At 71.0% G+C, this 19,484-nt stretch carries 17 protein-coding genes, 1 tRNA gene and 1 pseudogene; 7 read left to right on the top strand and 12 right to left on the bottom strand.

What is annotated here, in order from left to right; all coding sequences use genetic code 11:
* Positions 1-101: 101 nt before the first annotated feature.
* From ACFWIS_RS15855 to ACFWIS_RS15845, 3 genes are read right to left on the bottom strand one after another with little or no spacing between them, the layout of a single operon-like run.
* On the bottom strand, positions 102-1,061 hold the full coding sequence (locus tag ACFWIS_RS15855; protein WP_380458671.1) for an ATP-binding cassette domain-containing protein: 960 nt from the start codon (positions 1,059-1,061) through the stop codon (positions 102-104).
* Positions 1,062-1,088: 27 nt separating this feature from the next.
* Complete coding sequence (locus ACFWIS_RS15850; RefSeq protein ID WP_380458673.1) at positions 1,089-1,988, bottom strand: ABC transporter permease; 900 nt, start codon at positions 1,986-1,988, stop codon at positions 1,089-1,091.
* Entirely contained in the window at positions 1,981-2,904 is a 924-nt protein-coding gene (locus ACFWIS_RS15845) for an ABC transporter permease (RefSeq protein WP_380458675.1), read from the bottom strand. The genes ACFWIS_RS15850 and ACFWIS_RS15845 overlap by 8 nt, the downstream gene beginning before the upstream one ends.
* A 368-nt stretch (positions 2,905-3,272) precedes the next feature.
* Between ACFWIS_RS15845 and ACFWIS_RS15840 the strand changes: the two genes are divergently transcribed.
* A complete protein-coding gene (locus ACFWIS_RS15840; protein WP_380458677.1) occupies positions 3,273-5,582 on the top strand; it encodes a transglycosylase domain-containing protein in 2,310 nt (769 codons plus the stop codon).
* A gap of 41 nt (positions 5,583-5,623) precedes the next feature.
* Here the strand turns inward: ACFWIS_RS15840 and ACFWIS_RS15835 are convergent, their stop codons facing one another.
* Both ACFWIS_RS15835 and ACFWIS_RS15830 read right to left on the bottom strand, forming a co-directional pair.
* The gene (locus ACFWIS_RS15835) at positions 5,624-6,796 is read right to left on the bottom strand and encodes a winged helix DNA-binding domain-containing protein (RefSeq protein ID WP_380458679.1); all 1,173 of its coding nucleotides are present in this window, start codon (positions 6,794-6,796) and stop codon (positions 5,624-5,626) included.
* A gap of 55 nt (positions 6,797-6,851) precedes the next feature.
* The gene (locus ACFWIS_RS15830; protein WP_380458681.1) at positions 6,852-7,742 is read right to left on the bottom strand and encodes a LysR family transcriptional regulator; all 891 of its coding nucleotides are present in this window, start codon (positions 7,740-7,742) and stop codon (positions 6,852-6,854) included.
* Positions 7,743-7,872: 130 nt separating this feature from the next.
* Here ACFWIS_RS15830 and ACFWIS_RS15825 point away from each other — a divergent pair, with 130 nt between their 5' ends.
* Complete coding sequence (locus ACFWIS_RS15825) at positions 7,873-8,592, top strand: SDR family oxidoreductase (RefSeq protein WP_380458683.1); 720 nt, start codon at positions 7,873-7,875, stop codon at positions 8,590-8,592.
* 27 nt (positions 8,593-8,619) lie between these two features.
* Here the strand turns inward: ACFWIS_RS15825 and ACFWIS_RS15820 are convergent, their stop codons facing one another.
* Together ACFWIS_RS15820 and ACFWIS_RS15815 are read right to left on the bottom strand one after the other, a co-directional pair.
* The gene (locus ACFWIS_RS15820) at positions 8,620-8,922 is read right to left on the bottom strand and encodes a GroES family chaperonin (protein WP_380458706.1); all 303 of its coding nucleotides are present in this window, start codon (positions 8,920-8,922) and stop codon (positions 8,620-8,622) included.
* Positions 8,923-9,108: 186 nt separating this feature from the next.
* Entirely contained in the window at positions 9,109-9,450 is a 342-nt protein-coding gene (locus ACFWIS_RS15815) for a DUF3618 domain-containing protein (RefSeq protein ID WP_380458685.1), read from the bottom strand.
* A 155-nt stretch (positions 9,451-9,605) separates the two neighbouring features.
* On the opposite strand from ACFWIS_RS15815, the gene bcp reads away from it, so the two are divergent.
* On the top strand, positions 9,606-10,079 hold the full coding sequence (bcp, locus tag ACFWIS_RS15810) for a thioredoxin-dependent thiol peroxidase (RefSeq protein ID WP_380458687.1): 474 nt from the start codon (positions 9,606-9,608) through the stop codon (positions 10,077-10,079).
* A gap of 101 nt (positions 10,080-10,180) precedes the next feature.
* Here bcp and ACFWIS_RS15805 read toward each other — a convergent pair whose 3' ends face one another.
* Positions 10,181-12,733 carry a chitinase C-terminal domain-containing protein gene (locus tag ACFWIS_RS15805; RefSeq protein WP_380458689.1) on the bottom strand — a complete coding sequence of 851 codons (2,553 nt, stop codon included), beginning with the start codon at positions 12,731-12,733 and terminating at the stop codon, positions 10,181-10,183.
* Positions 12,734-12,858: 125 nt separating this feature from the next.
* On the opposite strand from ACFWIS_RS15805, the gene ACFWIS_RS15800 reads away from it, so the two are divergent.
* Together ACFWIS_RS15800 and ACFWIS_RS15795 are read left to right on the top strand one after the other, a co-directional pair.
* On the top strand, positions 12,859-13,521 hold the full coding sequence (locus ACFWIS_RS15800) for an HNH endonuclease signature motif containing protein (RefSeq protein ID WP_380458690.1): 663 nt from the start codon (positions 12,859-12,861) through the stop codon (positions 13,519-13,521).
* A 7-nt stretch (positions 13,522-13,528) separates the two neighbouring features.
* Positions 13,529-13,612 (top strand) — tRNA-Leu (locus tag ACFWIS_RS15795).
* Between the two features lie 70 nt (positions 13,613-13,682).
* Here ACFWIS_RS15795 and rdgB read toward each other — a convergent pair.
* The 4 genes and pseudogenes from rdgB to ACFWIS_RS15775 form a co-directional block, all read right to left on the bottom strand.
* Entirely contained in the window at positions 13,683-14,288 is a 606-nt protein-coding gene (gene rdgB / locus ACFWIS_RS15790; RefSeq protein ID WP_380458692.1) for an RdgB/HAM1 family non-canonical purine NTP pyrophosphatase, read from the bottom strand.
* Positions 14,289-14,319: 31 nt separating this feature from the next.
* Complete coding sequence (locus ACFWIS_RS15785) at positions 14,320-14,709, bottom strand: hypothetical protein (protein WP_380458694.1); 390 nt, start codon at positions 14,707-14,709, stop codon at positions 14,320-14,322.
* 140 nt (positions 14,710-14,849) lie between these two features.
* Positions 14,850-15,575 (bottom strand): ribonuclease PH, encoded by a 726-nt coding sequence (gene rph, locus ACFWIS_RS15780; protein WP_380458696.1) that lies wholly within the window; start codon positions 15,573-15,575, stop codon positions 14,850-14,852.
* A gap of 107 nt (positions 15,576-15,682) precedes the next feature.
* Positions 15,683-15,946 (bottom strand): annotated as a pseudogene (locus ACFWIS_RS15775) (glucose PTS transporter subunit EIIB); the annotation flags it as partial.
* Between the two features lie 376 nt (positions 15,947-16,322).
* Here ACFWIS_RS15775 and ACFWIS_RS15770 point away from each other — a divergent pair.
* Together ACFWIS_RS15770 and ACFWIS_RS15765 are read left to right on the top strand one after the other, a co-directional pair.
* Positions 16,323-17,624 (top strand): PTS transporter subunit EIIC, encoded by a 1,302-nt coding sequence (locus ACFWIS_RS15770; RefSeq protein WP_380458698.1) that lies wholly within the window; start codon positions 16,323-16,325, stop codon positions 17,622-17,624.
* Positions 17,625-18,197: 573 nt separating this feature from the next.
* Positions 18,198-19,457: a PTS transporter subunit EIIC gene (locus tag ACFWIS_RS15765; RefSeq protein ID WP_380458700.1), complete on the top strand. Its 1,260-nt coding sequence runs from the start codon at positions 18,198-18,200 to the stop codon at positions 19,455-19,457.
* The last annotated feature ends 27 nt before the right edge of the window (positions 19,458-19,484 follow it).

The raw sequence follows: 19,484 nt of genomic DNA, 5'->3' as shown, positions 1-19,484 counted from the left end.
CGGGTGACCGGAACCGAACACCAGCTTGACGGGCCGGACGGTCGCGACGTCCGACCGACCGCTCCCCCTGCACGCCCGGACGCCGGTACGCCCGGACGCCGTCAGCCGATCGCGACCTCCGCGTACATCCGCGCGATCACGTCCTCGATGGCCGGCTCGCGCACCGAGAGGTCCACCAGCGGGTACCGCTCCGCGACGGCCGCCACGATCGGCGCCGCGCTCTGCTGCGCCGGGAAAGCCAGCCACTGCCGAGGCCCCTCGACCTTCACCACCCGCGCCCCGGCCACCTCGATGGCCGGACGGGCCTCCGCCAGGTCGACCACCAGCGTCCGCTCGCTGCGCCCGGCGGCGTGCAGCCCGTCCAGTCCGCCGTCGTGGACGACCCGGCCGTGGTCGATGACCATCACCCGGTCGCAGAGCTGCTCGATGTCGGTGAGGTCGTGGGTGGTGAGCAGCACGGTGGTGCCGAGGTCCCGGTTGACCTCGCGCAGGAACTCCCGCACCCGGCCCTTGCTGACCACGTCCAGGCCGATGGTCGGCTCGTCCAGGTAGAGCACCTGGGGGTCGTGCAGCAGGGCCGCCGCGAGGTCGCCGCGCATCCGCTGGCCGAGCGAGAGCTGTCGGACGGGCGTGTCCAACAAGCCGTCCAGGTCGAGCAGTTCGACGCAGCGGCCGAGGTTCTCCCGGTACCGCCGGTCGGGGATCCGGTAGATCCGGCGGGCGAGTTCGAAGGAGTCGCGCAGCGGGAGGTCCCACCACAGGGTGGTGCGCTGGCCGAAGACCACGCCGATCCGGCGGGCCAGCGCGACCCGTTGGCGGGCGGGGTCGACCCCGGCGACGCGCAGCCGTCCGGAGCTGGGGACGAGGATGCCGGTGAGCATCTTGATGGTGGTCGACTTGCCTGCGCCGTTGGGCCCGATGTAGCCGACGCACTCGCCGGCCTCGACGGTGAAGCTGAGCCCGTCCACCGCGCGCACCTCGCGCTTGATCCGGCTGAACCGGCCGGTGCGGGCCCGCACGGTGAAGGTGCGGTGGACGTCCTGGAGTTCGATCAGTGCCATGGGGATTCCTCGGGAAGCAGGGGGAGTTCAGCTGCCGGTGCCGCGGTAGGCGCGCAGCCCGGCCCGCCAGGCGAACCCGGCGGCGGCGACGCACAGCGCGGCGGCGACCGGCGAGGCGTACTGGAAGGCGGCGGGCAGTCCGAGCGGGTCGGGCCGGCCGAGGATGCGCAGGGAGGGCAGCCAGTTGACGAAGGCCAGCGGCACTCCGAAGACCACCCCGGCCACCAGCTCCTTGGCGAAGACGGTCGGCGGGTAGTGCAGCAGGGTCGCCCCGCCGTAGGTGAAGGAGTTCTGGATCTCCTTGGACTCGCCCCACCAGAACTGGACGGTGGCGCCACCGACGTAGATCGCGCCGAAGATGACGCTGCCGCACAGCAGCAGCACGGGCACCAGCAGCACCCTGTCCCAGGTCCAGTGCACGTCCAGGGCGGTCAGCGACCAGGCGAGCACCAGTACGGCCTGGAGTGGGCGGCCGAGCCTGCGCAGGCTGAAGCGTTCGGCGCACAGCTGGGAGAGCGCGGGCGCGGGACGGACCAGCATGGTGTCCAGCGTGCCGTTCATGATCCGCACGCCCAGGCCGTCGGCCGAGCCGACCAACAGGTTGGCCATGCCGAGCGAGAAGGTCGCGGTGGCGTACAGGAAGGCGATCTCCGGCAGGCGCCACCCGCCGAGCTGGTCGGTGTGCCGGAACATGATCACCAGCACCACGAAGTCGAGGGAGTGGGTGACCAGGCTGGCCAGCAGGTTCAGCAGGAAGGAGGCCCGGTAGGCCATCGTCGAGCGCATCCACATCCGGGCGCACATCCACCAGGAGCGGACCGCCCAGGAGGTCCGGACCAGGAACGGCTCGGCGGCGACGGGCTCGACGGCGAACGGCTCAGCGCCGAGCGACTCGGCGGACGGGAGAACGGCGGAGGACTCAGCCACCCTGCACCACCACCCGCCGGGTCGCCAGCCACTGCGCGCCCCGCCCGGCGGCGAGCAGCACGGCCGCCCAACCGAGTTGGAAGCCCAGCGCGGACAGCAGCCCGGTGCCGTCCGCCCGCTCCAGGAAGACGTCGGTGGGCACCTTGATCAGCGCCGCCCACGGCAGCACCCGGGCGAGGTCGCCGAGCCAGCCGGGGAAGAGCACGATCGGCAGCAGCATGCCGGAGAAGAACATCGAGACCACCAGTGTCACCGCGCGCACCCCCTCCGAGTCGTGCAGCCAGAAGCCGGTGATCGAGACCAGGAACCGCACCCCGAAGCTGACCAGCAGTGCGAGCAGCACCGAGAGCAGGAAGAACACCCAGGTCAGCGGGTGTTCGGGCATCCGGGTGCGGAACACCAGCGCGCCGGCCAGCAGCGGTACGGTGCCGCGGACCAGCGCCTGGAAGCCGGCCCGGCCGAGGTCGGTGGCCAGCCACCAGCCCTGGAAGTCGACCGGACGGTAGAGGTCGACGGCGATGTCCCCGCTGCGGAAGCGGTCCTGGAGTTCGTCCTGGAAGCCGCCGCCCCAGACCGCGACGGTGACCAGCAGCGCCTGGCTGACCCAGATGTAGGTGACGGCCTGACTCTGGTCGTAGCCGCCGAGGTTGGGGCGGGCCTGCCAGAGGGCGAGGAAGGAGGAGGCCAGGATGATGCCGAAGACGGTGTTGGTGAAGGTTCCGGCCAGGGTGGCGGCCCGGTAGGTGGAGTAGCGGCGGAAGGCGCCGGCGGCGACGGCGGCGTACAGCCCGAGAGCCGTCCCGGAAGCAGCGTTCCCGGAAGCGTCGGAAGCGTCGGAAGTGCCGGTCCCGGAGGCGGAGGAGGGGCTCGCCCCGGTATCAGGAGGCCTCGCCCCAGCTGGTGCAGCGTTCTGCATATTGTCTCCTTGTCGACAAATACGGGTAGGCGGATACCCGCAGGCACCCGCCCACGCATCAGCGGCTCCGACCGGCCACACCCGGGGGTGCCGGGCCGGACGGGCGGAGCTGTCGGAAAGTCGGTGCACTGAAAGCAGCGCACCGAAAGCGGTGCACCGAAAGTGGTGCACTGAAAGTGGTGCACTGAACGTCAGTGCGCTGAAAGTCGGTGCGCTATGCAATTTGCACCTTTCACCGTACCGCCGGCCCCCACCGCCCGCACCCGGTTTTCCGACGCACCCCTGGGCGCGCGACACGGCCCGCACAACCGCGCACCTCAGACCCCCTGCCGCCGCTGAACCCGCGTCAAATAGCAGATAATCCCGTCATGACGTTGAGCACCCGCCGCCAGGCCAAACGGGCCGCCCGCCGCGAAGCCCGCCGGGCCCTCCCCCTCTGGCGCCGGCTCCTGCCCACCTGGCGGATCACCCTCGGCACCCTCGCCGCACTGGTGCTGCTCGCCGTCGGCGCCTTCGCCGTGCTCTACGTCATCGTCCCGGTGCCCGACCCCAACGCCCGCGCCGTCGCCCAGAACAACATCTACCTCTACGCCGACGGCACCACCGAGATCGCCCGCACCGGAGCCGTCAACCGCACCGACGTCACCATCGACCAGATCCCGCTGCAGACCCAGCAGGCCGTCGTCTCCGCCGAGGACCGCACCTTCTACCAGAACCGCGGCATCGACCTGAAGGGCATGCTCCGGGCCGGCTGGAACACCCTCCTCGGCAAGGGCATGCAGGGCGGCTCCACCATCACCCAGCAGTACGTCAAGAACTACTACCTGACCCAGGACCAGACCTTCGAACGCAAGGGCCGGGAACTCTTCATCGCCCTCAAGGTCGACCAGCAGCGCGACAAGAAGGACATCCTCGCCGGATACCTCAACAGCAGCTACTTCGGCCGCGGCGCCTACGGCATCCAGAGCGCCGCCCACGCCTACTACGGCGTCGACGTCTCCCAACTCACCCTCGGCCAGGGCGCCTACCTCGCCTCCCTGCTCCAGGCCCCCAGCCTCTACGACGTCAAGACCGCCACCCCGGCCAACCGCGAGAAGGCCGTCGCCCGCTGGAACTACGCGCTCGACGGCATGGTCCAGCTCGGCTTCCTCACCACTGCCGACCGCACCGCCACCACCTTCCCCGACCCCATCGACCCGCAACCCGCCACCGGCCTCGCCGGCCAGGCCGGCTACCTCGTCGGCGTCGCCGACGACTACCTCATCTCCTCCGGCACCATCGACGCCGCCACCCTCAAGGCCGGCGGCTGGCGGATCACCACCACCTTCGACAAGCCCAAGCAGGACGCCTTCGTCACGGCCGTCCAGGGCGAGCTCACCGACGAACTCGACCCCAAGGCCCGCCCCACCACCGACACCGACGTCCGGGTCGCCGGCGCCTCCGTCGAACCCGCCACCGGCCGGGTCGTCGCCGTCTACGGCGGCCCCGACTACGCCAAGCAGCCCTACAACGACGCCCTGCGCCAGGACAACCAGATCGGTTCCACCTTCAAGCCGGTCGACCTCGCCGCCGGCCTGATCGCCCAGCACACCGTCGACGGCCGGCCGATCACCACCGAGACCCGCTACGACGGCACCAGCGAACGCCCCGTCACCGGCGGCCCCACCCCGTACGCGCCGCCCAACGAGGACGACGTCGACTACGGCAACATCACCCTGCGCCACGCCATGGTGAAGTCCGTCAACTCCGTCTACGCCCAGGAGGGCGTCGACGCCGGACTCGCCCGCGTCCGGGAGACCGCCATCAAGCTCGGCATCCCCGACAGCGTCCGCGGCATGGACCCGGCCAACACCTCGATGACCCTCGGCACCGCCACCCCCAGCGCCCTCGACCTGGCCGGCGCCTACGCCACCCTCGCCAACCACGGCCAGGCCCACACCCCGTGGTCCGTCCAGAAGCTCGAACGGGTCGCCCCCGGCGGCGCCGTCGACGTCCCCAAGATGCCCGACCACAAGGCCACCGACGCCATCGGCCGCACCATCGCCGACTCCGTCACCGACGTCCTGCGCGATGTCGTCAGCCCGCGCGGCACCGGCGCCGCCGCCCTCGACCTCGGCCGCCCCGCCGCCGGCAAGACCGGCACCACCGACGCCAACCTCTCCGCCTGGTTCGCCGGCTACACCCCCGAACTCACCACCACCGTCGGCCTGTTCCGGGAGAACCCGAAGAGCCACGCCAAGGAACCGCTGTCCGGCACGGCCGGCCTCACCCGGATCAACGGCGGCACCTTCCCCACCAAGATCTGGACCGCCTACATGACCGCCGCCCTGAACGGCACCCCCACCCAGCAGTTCGACCTGCAGGCCGGCCACGGCAACCCGGGCACCGACAACTGGCCCACCACCACCGGCTCCACCAGCCCGAGCGCGAGCACCACCCCCAGCACCGCCACCACCGGCGCCCCCGCGACCACCACCCCCACCCACGCCCCCAGCGCGCCCCCCGCCACCGAGCAGCCCGGCCCCGGCGCCCCCAGCCCGCAGAACCCCCAGCCCACCCCCAGCCAGGACCAGCCCACCCCGAGCGCCCGGCCCACCCAGACCCGGCCCACCCGGCCCAGCAACCCGCCCACCGCCACCACCGGGCCCAGCAACCCGGCGACGGCGCCCGCCCAGTGACCCAGCCCTGACCCCTCGCCGAAACCCACGCCCACCCGGACCTACCCGGACGCCAACTCCCGCTCCAGCGGCGTCCGGAACCGCGGCGTCACCCGCACCGCCCCCAGCCAGCCCGCCAGCCGCCCCGCCTCCGCCGCTACCGCCCGCTCGGCCTCCGCCCCGACGTCCCGGAACAGCCGCCACACCACCGCGCCGTCCGCCCGCTGCGCCCAGCCGCCGACCACCTCGCCGCACCACCACACCGTCGGCCCGGCATTGCCCGCCCGGTCGAACAGCGCAGGCACGTCCTCCGGCCGCAGGTACCAGTCCCGCCCGCGCCAGCCCATCACCGCCGGGTCCAGCGCGGGCAGCAGCGCCGCCCACGGCTCCGGGGCCGCCACCGGCCCCTCGTCCCCCGGCAGCACCACGGCCGCCGCGCCGTCCGCCAGCGCCACGGCCCGCGCGTCCACGTCCGCCAGCGCCTTCCGGACGTCCCCCAGCGTCCAGCCCGTCCACCACTTCACGTCCTCGACCGCGGCCGGACCGTACGCCGCCAGCCAGCGCCGCACCACCTCCGCCTTCGCCTCCCGCACCGGCACGTCCGGCCACTGCGGCACCAGCGCCCACGGATAGCTACTGCTCAGCCACGACCCGCGCGGACGGCACCGGCGCACGTGCCCGTCCGAGGCCAGCAGCCGCAGCAGGCGGCTGCCCACACTCTGCTTGGCCTCGTACGCCTTGCCCGCCGACATCAGCATCGTCTCGCGCAACTGCGGTACGTCGTCGCCGAGTTCCTTGGTCGTCGCCTCACCGCGCACGGCCAGCGCGGCCAGCACCGCGCGCTCCGTCTCCGCCAGCCGGGCCTCGTCCCAGCCCTCCGCGTGGTCGCGCAGGTGCTTCAGCAGCGTCGCCCGTTCCTTCGCCGCGATCGCCCGCGCGGCCGCCGAACTCACGTACGGGGCGAGGCCCTCCGTCACCGCGAAGATCGTCCGCCGCATCGACAACAGCTTCACCAGCGAGACAGACTCGTACAGCGCCCGGTCCACCTCCGCCGTCGAGGGCTCCGCCAGCCGCGCACAGGCCGACAGGTACACCGTCGCCGCGTCCGTCGCGTGCAGCCCGACCACCGCGTCGGCCACGCCCTCCACCCGCACCGCCCGCACCGAGGGCGCCAACAGCTGCCGACGCCCCAACCGGGCCCGCCGCTCCACATCACCGATCACCCGGACACTCATGCCCGGACCCTAGCGGCTGCCACTGACGAACCCCGTCATTCGCCGCCCCGGCCGCCTACGCCGTGGACCCCGCCGCCGCACCGGCCGCGGTCTCGGCCAGCTCCGCGAACTCCGCGATCAGCGGCGACGTCCGCCCCGCCGCCCAGGCCAAGCACACCCGGTGGGGCGCGATGTCCGACACCGGCACGTGCACGACGTCCGAGCGGGTGTAGAAGGCCGCCATCGACAACGGCAGCACCACCATCCCCTCCCCCTCCGCCACGCACTCCAGCTTCTCCTCCACCGTGTCCAACCGCGGCCGGGACCGCTCCGGCCGCCGCCCGGACACCCCCGGCAGATCCCGCCACTCCGGCACGAAGTCCGGATCCTGCAGCAACAGCTCACCGCCCAACTCGGCCATCGGAACCGATACTTCACCCGCCAGCCGGTGCCCGGCCGGCAACACCGCCACCCGCGGCTCGGTGAACAGCGGACGCAGCACCAGACCCTGCCGGTCCACCGGCAGCCGGACGCAGGAGACGTCCGCCCGGCCGTCCAGCACCACCCGGGCCTGGTCACTCCAGCAAGTCCGCAGCACCTCCACCGCCAGCCCGGGATGCCGCCCGCGCATCCCACGCACCGCCGCCGTCACCGTCACCGTCACGCCGGGCATGAACCCCACCACGAACCGCGCCGGCCCCTCGCCCGACCGCCCCACCCGACGACGCAACGCCTCCGCCGCCGCCAGCAACGGCGGCGCATCCTCCAACAACTGCCGTCCCGCGTCCGTCAGTTCGGTCGACCGCCGGTCACGCCGGAACAACTGCGCACCGAACTCCGCCTCCAGCGCCCGGATCTGCCGCGACAGCACCGGCTGCGCGATGTGCAACCCCACCGCCGCCCGCCCGAAGTGCAACTCCCGCGCCACCGCCACGAAGTACCGCAGCTTCCGCAGATCGACGTCCACCGCCACCCCACTCCCCGCTCCCGGCTGATACCCCGAGGGTATGACAGCCGACCGAACAGGTCTTGGACCACACCACCCCACCCGGAGCACGATCGACACAACCCCGCACCACCCCACGAAAGGCACCACCATGGCCCTCAAGGAACAGCACGTCGTCGTCCTCGGCGGCACCTCCGGCATCGGCCTCGCCACCGCCGCCCTCGCCACCGAACGCGGCGCCCGCGTCACCGTCGTCTCCAGCCGACCGGACAGCGCCCGGCGCGCCCTCGCCACCCTGCCCACCGGCACCACCGCCGAGACCGCCGACCTGACCGACAGCCACCAGGTCAGCGCCCTCTTCGACCACCTCGGCCCCCTCGACCACCTGGTCTACACCGCCGGCGACCCGCTCGCCCTGATGACCGTCGACACCATGGACGTCGACGCCGCCCGCGCCTTCTTCACCCTGCGCTACTTCGGCGCCCTCGACGCCGTCCGCGCCGCCACCCCGCAGCTGCGTCCCGGCGGCTCGATCACCCTCACCTCCGGCACCGCCGGCCTGCGCCCGGTACCGGGCTGGAGCGTCCCCGCGAGCGTCTGCGGCGCGGTCGAAGGCCTGGTCCGGGCGCTCGCCGTGGAACTCGCCCCGATCCGGGTCAACGCCGTCCGGGCCGGGATGATCCGCACCCCGCTCTGGTCCGGCCTGCCCGAGGCCGACCGCGAGCAGCTGTACGCGCAGACCGCCGCAGCCCTCCCCCTCGGCCGGATCGGCGACCCCGAGGACACCGCCGAGGCCTTCGCGTACCTGATGGAACAGCGCTTCGCCACCGGCACCGTCGTCACCGTCGACGGCGGCGGCCTCCTCGCGTAGGGCGCCCGGTCGGAGGAGCAGCCCCGGTCAGAGGTAGAGGCCGGTCGAGCCCTCCGTGTCACCGAAGCGGCTCGCCGCCACCGCGTGCAGGTCCCGCTCGCGCAGCAGCACGTAGGTGGCCCCGCGCACCTCCACCTCCAGCTTGTCCTCCGGGTCGTAGAGGACGCGGTCACCGGGCTCCACCGAGCGCACGCTCTGGCCCACCGCCACCGCCTCCGCCCAGGTGCAGCGCTTGGACAGCTCCGCGGTCGCCGGGATCACGATGCCGCCGGTCGAGCGGCGCTCGCCCTCGGCGCCCTCGATGCGCACCAGCACCCGGTCGTGCAGCATCCGGATCGGCAGCTTCTCGCCCAACCGGTCGTGGCGCACCGGGTCGTGGCCGTGGTCGGCATGGGTCGGGTTGTCGTTCGTACTCACGGTCCCGAAGGTACCGCCCCCGGGCGCGGCGTGTGACGTCGGCCCGGAATGCGGAAGGGCCGGGCCGCCCGACGGCGTCCCGGCCCTCCGGCACCACGGTCAGTCCTTGCGGCGCTTGCGGGACGAGGCGAGCAGCACCACCAGGCCGAGGCCGACCACCGCGGCCGGGACGATCCGCTCCTTGCGCGGCTGCCCCTTCTCGTCCACGAACTGCGCCTTGACCTGCTCCAGCAGGCCGTTCGCGGCCACGTACGCCCGGGCCGTCTTCTCCTCGACGGTGGCCATCGCCTTGGCCTTGACCTGCGCGGAGATGGTGCTCGGGTGGATCCGTACGGCCAGCTCGTCCAGGTTCGCCGCCAGCCGGTCGCGGGTGCGCTCGATGTCCGCCTCGATCTGCGCAGCCGTCCGCGCCGGCTTGTCCTGCGTGCTCGCCTCGCCCACTCGGGCCACCCCATTCACTCGCCGATGTAGTCCTGTCGTCCTGTGCGACCAACCCAGTTTGTCAGCTGCCGAGCAGGGACGCGCGGCCCCACCCACCAACGGAGGTAAGTTTGCCGTGGTACGACCGCCCGTCCCAGCCCCAGGAGAGTACGACCGTGACTGAGCGCCTCCAGCCCGGCGACACCGCGCCCGCCTTCAGCCTGTCCGACGCCGACGGCAACCAGGTCTCACTCGCCGACCACCTGGGCCGCAAGGTCATCGTCTACTTCTACCCGGCCGCCCTCACCCCCGGCTGCACCAAGCAGGCCTGCGACTTCACCGACAACCTGGCGGTCTTCGCGGGCGCCGGCTACGACGTCATCGGCATCTCGCCGGACCAGCCGGAGAAGCTCGGCAAGTTCCGCGAGAAGGAGGACCTCAAGGTCACCCTGCTCTCCGACCCGGACCACCAGGTGCTGGAGGCCTACGCCGCCTACGGCGAGAAGCAGAACTACGGCCGCACCTACCAGGGCGTGATCCGCTCCACGATCGTCGTGGACGAGCAGGGCAAGGTCGAGCGCGCCCTCTACAACGTCAAGGCCACCGGGCACGTCGCCAAGCTGCTGCGGGACCTCAAGGTCGAGGCCTGAGCCTCCTGCACGAACCGACCGAACTGAACGAACCGAACGAAGCGGTGGCGGCCCACCCCCCGACCGGGTGTGCCGCCACCGCCGTTCCTCACCCCGGGTGACTAGCAGGCCCCGAGGTCGTTCCAGACGCCCCAGGCGCCACTGGCGGAGGGGTCGTCGCCCTTGGTCCACCACTTGTTCTGGTAGTAGTGCCCCTTCCAGGACACCTTGGTCGGCGTCGCGTAGGTGGTGCCCGCGTCCCAGCCCGGGGCGGCCGTGCAGGCACCGGACGTCGGCGTCGCGGTCGGGGTCGGGGTGGGCGTGCGGGTCGGGGTGGGCGTGCCGGTCGGAGTCGCGGTGGCCGTCGCGGTCGGCGTCGGGGTCGGGGTCGGGGTCGGGGTCGGCGTGGCCGTCTGGGTCGGTGTGGGTGTGGGTGTGCCGCCGTCCACCGCGCCCCGGGTCAGGTCACCCTTGATCCCGTACAGCGTCCCGCCCACGTTGACCGTCCAGTTCGACGGCGTGGACACCGGCAGGTAGTAGACGAAGTCGATGTCGACCGAGGCGCCCGGCGCCAGCGACTGCCAGCCCGGCAGCTTGACCGACACCCGGTTGTACGTGCCCTTCAGCCCGCCGACGTTGCCCGGCCCCGGGTTGTCCTGGCGGATCACCTGCAGCCCGAAACCGGACTGGTCCTTGGCGTTGCCCGGCGCCGAGACGGAGTAGTCGAACTGGAACTCGGTGCCGCCCGGCAGGGCCAGCGTCGAGTTGTTGACGATGTGCAGCTTCGGGTTGATCGGGTAGTTGGAGTCGCCCAGCGCGAAGTTGGTGAACGACACGTCGATCGGCAGGGTCTGCTGCGGCAGCGGCACCGTCGAGCGGACCGCCCCGTACGGGCTCGCCGCCTTGAACTTGTCGTACATCAGCGAGGTGAGCGTCGAACCGGGGACGTACTCGCCCTTGCCGCCGTTGGCGCCGGCGTCCCACCGGTAGTCGCCCGCGAGCTCCCAGATCATCGCGCCACCGGCGCCCTGGTCGACGATGTAGTCCGCCTTGGCGCCCACCGACTGCTCATCCTCGGTGGACAGGAACACCTTCTTGGAGTCGTTCCACAGCCACGGCGCGACCAGGCTGGAGCTGTAGTTGCGGGTGTAGCTGCCCTGGAGGGCGGTGTCGGTCACGCCGTAGTCGGAGAGGTAGTCGGGCAGGATGCCCTTCTCCAGGTTCTTGGCGTGCCACATCGGGTTCGACCCGGCCGGGGACTCCTTGCCCGCGTCGTCCTTGTCGTTCCAGATGTTGTCGATGCCGACCGCGCCGTCACCGCAGGAGGTCAGCCCGGAGCCGGCCGGGCAACCGGTCGCCGGGGCGGTGCCCCAGAGGCCGTTGGTGCCGCCCTGGACGTTCTTGAAGCCGCGGGTGTAGTACGGCAGGCCGACGTTGATCCGGCCGGCCGGCATCGCGCCGCGGAAGTAGTGGTACGACCAGTCGGCGTTCAGGTAGCCGATGCCGCCGTACTGCGCGGTGCCGTACACGTTGGCCGCCGCCAACTCGCCGTCCTTGCCGTCGTCGTAGAGCGAGGCGTTCGGACCCACGTACTTGTTCCAGGCGCCGTGCAGGTCGTACGACATGATGTTGACGTAGTCCAGGTACTGCGCCACCTGGAAGGTCTCCATGCCGCGCAGCAGGTACCCGGAGGACGGCGCCGCCACCGACAGCAGGTAGTGCCGGCCGTCGGCCGCGCCCGCCTTGTCCAGGCTCTCCCGCAGGGTCTTCATCAGCGCCGCGTAGCCCTTGGCCAGCGAACCGCGCTTGGCGTTGGCGAGCTGCCAGTCCAGCGGGTTGCCGGCGTCCTTCATCGAGGTCGGGTACTCGTAGTCGATGTCGACGCCGTTGAAGCCGTACTTGCGGATGAAGTCGACGGACGAGGCGGCGAAGGTGTCGATGCCGGCCTGGTTGACGCTGCCGTCCGGGTTGACCGTCATCGAGTAGAAGCCGCCGGAGTCCACCCGCTTGCCGTCGTCCCCGAAGTAGCCGCCGGTCTCGGTCCAACCACCGACCGAGATCAGGGTCTTGACGTTCGGGTACTGCTTCTTGAACTTCGTCAGCAGGTTGAAGTGGCCCTTGTACGGCAGCGTCGGGTCCAGCTGGGCGGCCGGCACCCCCGGGAAGTCGATCCCGGTGGCCTCGTTGGTCGGGCCGTCCGCACCGACGGACAGCTTGTTGTCGCCGCCGACGTGCCCGAAGGCGTAGTTGAGGTGGGTGACCTTGTCCCAGGGGATGTCGCTCACCAGGTAGGGCCGGTCGCCGTTCTTGCCGGTGCGCCAGCCGGTGAAGTACCCGATGATGCGGCGCTGGTGGTCCGCGCCCATCTTCTCGCGCCCGCCGGTGTCGTAGACCGAGCAGTACGGCACGTCCACCCCGGGCGTCCGGTACATCCCGTCCGGACGACAGGCCGAGTTGTCGACGGCCGCCGACGCCTCCGAGGGCGCCGCACCCAGCGTCGCCATCACCAGCCCGGCCAACGCGGCCGCCGCCACCGAGGCGACACCCGCCCGGGCGGCGGAGCTCTTACGGATCAACACTCGGTCCTCCAGGAGAGAGTGTCGGCACGTGCCCGTGGGGGAGCACGCACGTGGGGGATTCCAATTGGCGCCGAAGCTATGTGGTCTGAACCACATAGGTCAATAGGTCTGTACCAATTGGTCATCACTCGGCAAACCCGCGACCGCCCGTGACCGAACCGCCGCCCGCTCGTTCTCACCGCGGGAGGAAGGGGCACGACAACTGCCCTAAGGAGACCGCCATGCCGGTCAAGTACACCCGCGAACTGCTGGCGAGCGCCGCTGCCACCGCCGCCTCGCTCGACGAAACGCTGACCGCACTCGACCGGGAGCCGAACCGTGACCGGCGCAAGTACCTGCGCCGCAAGCTCACCGAATACGGGATCGACACCTCGCACTTCCGCTCAGCCGGAACCGTCTACACCCGCGAACTCCTTCAGGAGGCCGTGGCGGCATCCCACAGCGTGGCCGGGGTCGTGCGATACCTCCACCAGCGTCAGGCCGGCGGAACGCAGGCCCACATCGGGCGCCGCGTCAAGGCGCTCGGCATCGACACGTCGCACTTCACCGGACAGGCCCACGCCCGGGGCAAATGGCTTCCCACTCGCATCCCGGCCGCACAGCTCCTCATCCAGCGCCCTGCGGAAGCCAAGCGCCTCCCGGGCTCGCGGATCCGCAGCGCGCTGGCCGAACTCGGCCGACCCGAGCTGTGCGAGGAGTGCGGCACGGGCCCCGAGTGGCGCGGACGGCCGATGACCCTGGAGGTCGACCACATCAACGGCGACTGGTCGGACAACCGGCCGGACAACCTCCGTCTGCTCTGCCCGAACTGCCACGCCACCACACCGACCTACTGCAGGCGGAAGAAGTACGGTGCCCCAGCCCAGCGCAAAGCCCTAGACTGAAGGCCATGCGGCCTTGGCGTAACCGGCAGCCGCGCGGGTTTTAGGTGCCCGTGGGAGAAATCCCGTGAGGGTTCGAGTCCCTCAGGCCGCACTAGCCTAAGAATCGAAGGCCCGCCCCGGATCATCCCGAGGCGGGCCTTCGACGTTCCACGGATGGCGCGTCAGCCGATGAGCTCCTTGACCACCGGCACCAGCCCCCGGAACGCCTGGCCCCGGTGGCTGATGGCGTTCTTCTCCTCCGCCGTCAGTTCCGCGCAGGTCCGGGTCTCGCCGAGCGGCTGGAGGATCGGGTCGTAGCCGAAGCCGCCGTCGCCCGCCGGGGCGGTCCGCAGGGTGCCGAGGAGGCGGCCCTCGACGACGCGCTCGGTGCCGTCCGGCAGGGCGAGGGCGGCGGCGCAGGAGAAGTGGGCGCCGCGGTGCGGTTCGGCGATGTCGGAGAGCTGGGCGAGCAGGAGGTTGAGGTTGGCGAGGTCGTCGCCGTGCTTGCCGGCCCAGCGGGCGGAGAAGATGCCGGGGGCGCCGTTGAGGACGTCCACGCAGAGGCCGGAGTCGTCGGCGACGGCGGGCAGGCCGGTGGCGCGGGCCAGGGCGTGGGCCTTGAGGAGGGCGTTCTCGGCGAAGGTGACGCCGGTCTCGGGGACGTCCGGGATCTCGGGATAGGCGTCGGCGCCGACGAGTTCGACGTCGAGGCCGGCGTCGGTGAGGATGGCGCGCAGTTCAGCGACCTTGTGCCGGTTGCGGGTGGCGAGGATCAGACGGGTGGACATATCACCCACCCTATCCAGAGGCCGGAACCGATCAACTGGTGCAGACCGAGGTGAGGTTGCCGGCCGCGTCGCCGAGCGGTTTGAGGTCGGGGGCCTGCTTGCGGTCGACGGCCTGCTGGACCTTGTCGGCCTGCTTCTGGAGGTCGGTCACGGCCTTGGCGACGTCGGTGTTCTTGGCGTTCTTGCCGACCTGGTCGAGGTCGCCCTTGAGCTTCTGCAGTGCCTTGCCGGCGGCCACCGAGTCGTTGCTGGAGTCGTCGTAGGCCTTGGTGAGGTCGGCGAGGTCGCCGGTGATCTTCACGGCGGTGTTGCCGCAGTCGACGGCCTTCTGGGCGGCGGAGCAACTCACCATGCTGAGCGGGAGGATCGCGATCAGTGCGGCCGCGGCGAGGGCGGCGGGGCGGGCGATGCTCGAGGCCATCCGGTCCTCCTGGGGGCGCGGGTTCCGCTTGGGGGGACGCGCGCCGCCGGGGGCGCGGTTCCCGCAGCGGGGTGCTGCGGGAACCGTACGGGCTGGAGACCGGGCGTGTACAGCGAGCCGCCCGGATCTCCGGGGAGGGGTCAGCCCTCCAGCACCTTGCGCTGGATCTCGTCGAGTTCGGCGCAGCCGAGGGTGCCGAGGTCGAGCAGCCGGTTGAGCAGGTCGCGGTCGAAGGGGGCGCCCTCTGCGGTGCCCTGGACCTCGACGAAGCGGCCGTCGGAGGTGCAGACGATGTTCATGTCGGTCTCGGCGCGGACGTCCTCCTCGTACTGGAGGTCGAGCATCGGGACGCCGTCGATGATGCCGACGCTGACGGCGCTGACGCCGCCGGTGATCGGCTGGCCCTTGGCGCGCAGCAGCTTGCGGTCGCGGGCCCAGGAGACGGCGTCGACGAGGGCGACGTAGGCGCCGGTGATGGCGGCGGTACGGGTGCCGCCGTCGGCCTGGAGGACGTCGCAGTCGAGGACGATGGTGTTCTCGGCGAGGGCGCGGTGGTCGATGACGGCGCGCAGCGAGCGGCCGATGAGCCGGCTGATCTCGTGGGTGCGTCCGCCGATGCGACCCTTGACGGACTCTCGGTCGCCGCGGGTGTTGGTGGCGCGCGGGAGCATGGAGTATTCGGCGGTGACCCAGCCTTCGCCGCTGCCCTTGCGCCAGCGGGGGACGCCTTCGGTGACGCTGGCGGTGCACAGCACCTTGGTGTCGCCGTAGGAGACGAGGACGGAGCCTTCGGCGTGCTTGCTCCAGCCCCGTTCGATGGTGATGGGGCGGAGCTGGTCGGGGGTGCGGCCGTCGATACGTGACATAGCCACTGAGCGTAGCCGCTCGGGTGGGTGGTTCCGGATGCGCCTCGGCCCGCCGTTCCCCGGAGCGGGTCGGCGGGCCGTGGGTGGTCGAGCCCGGGTGGCTCAGCTCACATCATGTCCTCGATGTCGGCGGCGATCGGGTCGGCGTCGGTGCCGATGACGACCTGGATCGCGGTGCCCATCTTGACGACGCCGTGGGCGCCGGCGGCCTTGAGGGCGGCCTCGTCGACCAGGGAGGCGTCCTTGACCTCGGTGCGCAGGCGGGTGATGCAGCCCTCGACCTCTTCGATGTTGTCGATGCCGCCCAGACCGGCGACGATCTTCTCAGCCTTGCTGGCCATCTGGTTCTCTCCCTCTGTCTCGGCCCTTCGGCGGCTCTGCCGGGTGCCGTCGTGCGCTGTACTGGGTGGGTCCTCGACCGTCGGGTGGTGAGGTCCGTGCCGGTGGCTGACGCGGGTTCAGCTGCGGTTGCACTGCCGGGCAGCGCGACCAGCATGACCCGAGCCGGTCCGGTCTGCCACGTTAGTCCACTTTTGGCCCATTCCGACGCGCAAGCTCCCGACCGCCACCCGAGGATGACGATCAGCGGGGGCTCGCGTCCCGGCGTCCGGCCTGCGTCCCGAAAAGTGGTCTACACCAATATATGTGTACTCCGATGAACGCGGGAAGGACCCCGGGTGTTCCTGAACCCCGCCCGAGGGTCCCCCAGGGGCTCGCCGGTCGGCAACTGCTCCCGGAGGGCGAAGGATGAGTTCGGCAGGCGCCACGGCCCCGCGGACCACGTGGTGGCACACCTTCTACGGCGGCCTCCAGAAGATGGGCCGCTCGCTGCAGCTGCCGGTCGCGGTGCTCCCCGCGGCGGGCATCCTCAACCGGCTCGGCCAGCCGGACGTGTTCGGCAAGGACGGTCTGGGCTGGGACAACGTCGCCAAGGTCTTCGCGGCGGCCGGCGGCGCGCTGCTCGACTCCTCGCTCGGCCTGCCGCTGCTGTTCTGCATCGGTGTGGCGATCGGCATGGCGAAGAAGGCGGACGGCTCGACGGCGCTGGCGGCCGTTGTCGGCTTCCTCGTCTTCTACAGGGTGCTGCACGCCTTCCCGGAGCACTGCAAGGCGGGCACCGTCCAGGTCCCGGACGCCTGGACCGCCCAGTGCGTGGACTACTCCTCGGCGAAGGTCGCGGCGGCGACGTACCAGAACCCGGGGGTGCTGGGCGGCATCCTGATCGGCCTGATGTCGGCCTGGCTCTGGGTGCGGTTCCACCGCGTCAGGCTGGTCGACTGGCTGGGCTTCTTCAACGGCCGCCGCCTGGTGCCGATGATCACCGCCGTGGTCGGCCTGGCCATGGCCTGCGTCGCGCTGTGGATCTGGCCGCCGATCGGCCGCGGCCTGAACGACTTCTCGCAGAACCTGGCCGATCTGGGCGCGGGCGGCGCGGGCATCTTCGGCCTGTTCAACCGCGCACTGCTGCTGATCGGTATGCACCAGTTGCTGAACACCTTCGTCTGGTTCCAGTTCGGCGAGTTCACGAAGCCGGACGGCAGCATCGTGCACGGCGACATCCCGCGTTTCCTCGCGGGCGACCCGACGGCCGGCCAGTTCCAGTCCGGATTCTTCCCGATCATGATGTTCGCACTGCCCGCCGCGGCGCTCGCGATCGCCCACTCGGCCAAGCCGCACCGCCGCAAGGAGATCTACGGCCTGATGCTCTCGGTCGGCCTGACCTCCTTCGTCACCGGTGTCACCGAGCCGATCGAGTACTCCTTCGCCTACCTCGCCCCGGCCCTGTACGGCGTGCACGCGCTGCTCACCGGCGCCTCGATGGCGGTCACCTGGGGGCTCGGGGTGCACGACGGCTTCAGCTTCTCGGCCGGCCTGATCGACTACGTGATCAACTGGGGGCTCGCCACCAAGCCGTGGCTGATCATCGTCATCGGGCTCTGCTTCGCCGTGGTGTACTACGCGCTCTTCCGGTTCATCATCGTCAAATTCGACCTGAAAACACCGGGCCGGGAGGACGAGGCAGAAGTGGAGGACGTCAGCAAAGCCTGATTCACCCGCCCCCCCGGAACACCGCCCTCAAGGCCGCCCGGAACACCGCCCGTAAAAGGCCCTCGGACCCACCGGTCCGCGGGTCTTCGGCATTTCCGGAAAGGACGTAATTCCCTGCCCGGGAGTCACCGGAAAGGTCATTCGGTCGCGATCCGACCGGACGGCCGGCGCTCGGAACGGGTGCCCGCCGCGGGTGGGGACCATCCCGCCGGGCACGTCCGCGACCCTCCGGTCACTCTCGGCAGCCGCCGCACACGCCCGGGAGCGCCCGGATCGTCCGGGCCCGACCCGGTCGGCACCCCCGGCACCGGCCTCGACCCGGGCGCCCCAAGGGCTCCGCGCTTTTTGTTGCGCAAATAGCCAAAATCCCAATCGCGACTGAAATCATGATCGTCGTTCCGCATCCAGGTTTCGATTTCATAGCGCTTCCCGGCGGCAGCGCTATCCGGGGTTCCCCGACTTCTCCACCCGTGCTACAAAACTGGTCTACACCACGTGTGGTGTAGACCAGTTCGCGGTTGGCCCCCTGTGCCCTCCCCCGACCGACCGCCATGCCGTTAGGAACCCACCCCCATGAGTCAGTCTGCGCAGGCACCGGCGCCCGCCAAGGCTCCGACGCCGATCAAGAAGTTCGGCAACAGCGTCCTTCCCGGACTCCAGAAGGTCGGCCGCAGCCTCCAGCTGCCCATCGCCGTGCTTCCGGCGGCCGGTCTGCTGGCGCGTCTGGGCCAGCCCGACGTCCATGAGAAGTGGCACTTCCCCGCGAAGCTCGTCGAGGTCTTCGGCGCCGCGGGTACCGCCATCACCGGCGCGCTGCCGCTGCTGTTCTGCGTCGGCATCGCGATCGGCTACGCCAAGAAGGCGGACGGTTCCACGGCACTGGCGGCGCTGGTCGGCTACCTCGTGTTCAAGAACGTGCTGACCGCCTTCCCGGCGGACGGCACCGTCACCGCCGCCCTCCCCGCGGGCAAGCCGCAGGACCCGGGCGTCCTCGGCGGCATCGTGGTCGGTCTGCTCGCGGCCATCCTGTGGCAGCGGTTCCACCGCACCAAGCTTGTCGACTGGCTGGGCTTCTTCAACGGCCGCCGCCTGGTGCCGATCATCATGGCCTTCGTCGGCACCGGCCTGGGCGTCCTGTTCGGCCTCGGCTGGCAGCCGGTCGGCGACGCGATCTCTCACGTCAACAACAGCCTGGTGGGCGCGGGCGCGGTCGGCGCCGGCATCTTCGGTCTGGTCAACCGCGCGCTGATCCCGATCGGCATGCACCAGTTCGTCAACACCTACGCCTGGTTCCAGACCGGTGACTTCACCAAGCCGGACGGCACCATCGTGCACGGTGACATCAACCGTTTCCTGGCGGGCGACCCGACGGCCGGTCAGTTCCAGGCCGGCTTCTTCCCGATCATGATGTTCGCGCTGCCGGCCGCCGCCCTCGCGATCGCCCACTGCGCCCGCCCCGAGCGCCGCAAGGCCGTCATGGGCATGATGATCTCGATCGCGCTGACCAGCTTCGTCACCGGTGTGACCGAGCCGATCGAGTTCACCTTCCTCTTCATCGCCCCGGTCCTGTACGCGATCCACGCGGTGCTGACCGCCGTCTCGATGGCCGTCACCTGGGGCCTCGGCGTCCACCACGGCTTCAGCTTCTCGGCCGGCCTGATCGACTACACGATCAACTTCAGCCTGGCCAAGAACCCGCTGCTGATCATCCCGATCGGCCTGGTCTTCGCGGCGATCTACTACTTCACGTTCCGTTTCGCGATCACCAAGTTCAACCTCAAGACCCCCGGTCGCGAGGACGACAGCGAGATCGAGGACGTGACCAAGGCCTGACGCCGGTCCCTCCCCCGCGCCGAAGGC

Origin of the sequence: Kitasatospora sp. NPDC127060 (assembly GCF_042724935.1) — a bacterium.
In the GTDB taxonomy this organism is placed as follows: Bacteria; Actinomycetota; Actinomycetes; order Streptomycetales; family Streptomycetaceae; genus Kitasatospora.
Note: the sequence above shows the minus strand (reverse complement) of the source record. Positions and strands in the feature narration are given on the sequence as shown.

Coding starts and splice junctions, on each gene's coding strand:
- ACFWIS_RS15855 (WP_380458671.1), bottom strand. CDS start 1,061: ATGGCACTGATCGAACTCCAGGACGTCCACCGCACCTTCACCGTGCGG.
- ACFWIS_RS15840 (WP_380458677.1), top strand. CDS start 3,273: ATGACGTTGAGCACCCGCCGCCAGGCCAAACGGGCCGCCCGCCGCGAA.
- ACFWIS_RS15825 (WP_380458683.1), top strand. CDS start 7,873: ATGGCCCTCAAGGAACAGCACGTCGTCGTCCTCGGCGGCACCTCCGGC.
- ACFWIS_RS15820 (WP_380458706.1), bottom strand. CDS start 8,922: ATGCTGCACGACCGGGTGCTGGTGCGCATCGAGGGCGCCGAGGGCGAG.
- ACFWIS_RS15835 (WP_380458679.1), bottom strand. CDS start 6,796: ATGAGTGTCCGGGTGATCGGTGATGTGGAGCGGCGGGCCCGGTTGGGG.
- ACFWIS_RS15845 (WP_380458675.1), bottom strand. CDS start 2,904: ATGCAGAACGCTGCACCAGCTGGGGCGAGGCCTCCTGATACCGGGGCG.
- rdgB (WP_380458692.1), bottom strand. CDS start 14,288: ATGTCCACCCGTCTGATCCTCGCCACCCGCAACCGGCACAAGGTCGCT.
- ACFWIS_RS15785 (WP_380458694.1), bottom strand. CDS start 14,709: ATGGCCTCGAGCATCGCCCGCCCCGCCGCCCTCGCCGCGGCCGCACTG.
- ACFWIS_RS15770 (WP_380458698.1), top strand. CDS start 16,323: ATGAGTTCGGCAGGCGCCACGGCCCCGCGGACCACGTGGTGGCACACC.
- ACFWIS_RS15805 (WP_380458689.1), bottom strand. CDS start 12,733: ATGTGGTTCAGACCACATAGCTTCGGCGCCAATTGGAATCCCCCACGT.
- ACFWIS_RS15800 (WP_380458690.1), top strand. CDS start 12,859: ATGCCGGTCAAGTACACCCGCGAACTGCTGGCGAGCGCCGCTGCCACC.
- rph (WP_380458696.1), bottom strand. CDS start 15,575: ATGTCACGTATCGACGGCCGCACCCCCGACCAGCTCCGCCCCATCACC.
- ACFWIS_RS15765 (WP_380458700.1), top strand. CDS start 18,198: ATGAGTCAGTCTGCGCAGGCACCGGCGCCCGCCAAGGCTCCGACGCCG.